Source organism: Azonexus sp. (assembly GCF_036170495.1).
GTDB lineage: Bacteria > Pseudomonadota > Gammaproteobacteria > Burkholderiales > Rhodocyclaceae > Azonexus.
In genome coordinates, this window is record NZ_JAVHPH010000279.1 from 1 (window position 1) to 2,984 (window position 2,984).

Here is a 2,984-nt window from a genome sequence, read left to right on the forward strand (position 1 = left end):
GCGACCTGTGCGCCCAGAAAGCCCGCGAGCGCGGCCTCGAACTGCTCTACGCCGTAGCCCCCGATGTGCCCGACCAGCTGATCGGCGATTCGCTGCGGCTCGGCCAGTTGCTGCTCAATCTGGTCGGCAACGCCATCAAATTTACCGAGGCCGGGGAAATCACGGTCGTCGTGCACAAGCTGGGCGGCAGTGCCGACCGCGTCGAACTCGGCTTCGAAGTGCACGACACCGGCATCGGCATGAACCCCGAGCAACAAGCACAACTGTTCTCGGCGTTCACCCAGGCCGACAGCTCGACAACGCGAAAATACGGCGGTACCGGCCTTGGCCTGTCGATTTGCAAGCGCATCGTCGACCTGCAGGGTGGCAGCATCGGCGTCACCAGCCGGCTTGGTGTCGGCAGTTCCTTCCATGTCCGCCTCAGCTTCGGGCTGGCCAGCGGCGACGATAGCCAGCCGCGACGCATCGGCCTACCCGATGACCTGCGCGCCCTGGTCGTCGATGACAGCGCCGGCGCCTGCGAAATCTTCACGCAGATACTGACGGCGCTCGGCATCGCCAACCATGCCGTGACCAGCGGCACTGCCGCCCTGAGCGAACTGGCCGCCGCCAACGAAGCCGGCCAGCCCTATGGGCTGCTCATCGTCGACTGGAAAATGCCCGGCATGGACGGCGTCGAGCTGGTCCGGCGCATCGGCCAATCGGCGCCGACCGACCAGACGGCGATCGTGATGGCTACCGCCTTTGACCACGAGGAGCTGCAGGCGGCACTCGGTAGCCTGATGGTCGGCGCCATCCTGAGCAAGCCGGCAACGCCGTCGTCGCTGTTCGACAGCATCATGCAGGCGCTGCATCGCGAAACAGCGCCGGCCACCCTTCCGGCAGCCGGGCCGGCCAATCTTTCGCGGCTCTTCGCGGGCCGCCGCGTGCTCCTCGTCGAGGACAACGAGGTCAATCGCGAGCTAGCCGAAGAAATGTTGAGCAATATCGGGTTGACCGTGGAAACAGCGGAAAACGGCCAGCTGGCCGTCGATGCCGTGCAGCGCAGCACCTACGATCTGGTCCTGATGGATTGCCAGATGCCGGTCATGGACGGCTACGTGGCGACCGGCAAGATCCGCGACGAACTGCACCTGGGCGAGCTGCCAATCGTCGCCATGACCGCCAACGCGCTGGCCAGCGACCGCGAACGTTGCCTGACGGCCGGCATGAACGACCACATTCCCAAGCCCATCGATGTTGCGGTCCTCCACGCCACGCTGGCCCGCTGGCTCAAGCCGGACGACAGCCCCCGCCCGCCACCGCCGCCACCGGCCGCGACCGGCGAAACGTCGGCCATCGACACCGCCGCCGCGCTGGCGCGGATGGGCGGCAATCGCCGTATGTACGACCGGCTGGTCAGCCGCTTCCGTGAAAATCAGGGCGACGTCGTCGCCCGCCTGCAGGCCGATCGGCAACACGGCGACAGCGCCGCGCTGATCCTGCGCGCGCATACCTTGCGCGGCCTGGCCGGCAATATCGGCGCCGGCGCCTTGTCCCGGCTGGCCGGTGAACTCGAGGACAAGCTCCGAAAAGGCATGACTCTCGACGACGCCGAGGTCGACACGCTGTTGGCCAGCTTGAGCGCTGCGCTGCCGGCTGCCCTGGCCATCCCAGTCAGCTTGGCGGCGGTGGATCGGACGCCGCCGCCAATACTTGCCCCGGAAGCCCAGGGCAAGGCGCTGGCTACGCTGCGCCAGTTGCTGGCCGACGACGACGCCGCGGCCGTCGGCCATTTCGAGGAAATGGCCAGCTGGCTGCGCGGCCAATACGACCCGCAACTCGTCGAGCAACTGGCCCGCCAAATCGGCCGTTACGATTTCGAAGAAGCAGCCGCCACCTTGTACCAAATCGCCCCGAATCCGGGAAAGCCGTAAGTTAACCGACGAGAACCCATCGCTCATGTCCCCCCTGCTCCCCAAACAATGCATCCTGGTCGTCGACGACAGCCCGGAAAACATCGATCTGCTCAGCGAAGTGCTGCGTGACGACTATCGAATCCGCATCGCCACCTCGGGCGAGAAGGCGCTCAAGATCGTCTATTCCGACGAGCCGCCCGACCTTATCCTGCTCGACATCATGATGCCCGGCCTCTCCGGCCTGGAAATCTGCCGACGCCTCAAAGCCAACCCCGACCGCCGGCGCATTCCGATCATTTTCGTCACCGCCATGACGAGCACCGAGGACGAAGAGCGCGGCCTGGAAACCGGCGCCGTCGATTACATCACCAAGCCGATCAGCCCACCCATCGTCAAGGCCCGGGTGCGCACCCATCTCGCGCTCTACGACCAGTCGCGCGAACTCGAACGGATGGTCCGCCAGCGCACCCACGAGCTGCTCACGACGCGCCAGCAGATCATCCGCCGCCTCGGCCGGGCCGCCGAATTCAAGGACAACGAGACCGGCAACCACGTCCTGCGCATGAGCCATTACGCCCGCGTCATCGCGCTTGCCCACGGCCTCGGCGAAGAGGCGGCCAACATCGTCTTCAACACGGCGCCGATGCACGACATCGGCAAGATCGGCATTCCCGACGCCATCCTGCTCAAGCCAGGGAAACTCGATGCCGCAGAATGGGACATCATGCGTCAACACCCGATCATGGGCGCCGAAATCATCGGCAAGCACGACAACGAGCTGCTCGAAACCTCGCGCATCATTGCCCTGACTCATCACGAAAAGTGGAACGGCAGCGGCTACCCGCAACAATTAGCCGGCGAGAACATCCCGCTCGAGGGCCGGATCGTCGCCATCGCCGACGTCTTCGATGCCCTCGTTTCGGTCCGCCCTTACAAAGGCGCGGTGCCCATCGAAGAAGCGCTGCAATACCTTTACGAGCAGTCCGGGCAGCATTTCGACCCGGCGCTGATCGAAGCCTTCCGGCGCGCCCTGCCGGAAATCCTGCGCATCAAGGAAATCTACGCCGACGAACACGGCGCCCTCAC

2 protein-coding genes are annotated in these 2,984 nt (G+C 65.3%); both read left to right on the forward strand.

What is annotated here, in order from left to right; translation table 11 throughout:
• Positions 1-1,916, forward strand: a 1,916-nt coding sequence (locus ADADOO_RS10085) for a response regulator (protein ID WP_511277215.1), incomplete at its 5' end; no start/stop codon positions are given.
• Positions 1,917-1,941: 25 nt separating this feature from the next.
• Positions 1,942-2,984 (forward strand): HD-GYP domain-containing protein (locus tag ADADOO_RS10090; RefSeq protein WP_511277217.1); only part of this gene is annotated, 1,043 nt, incomplete at its 3' end.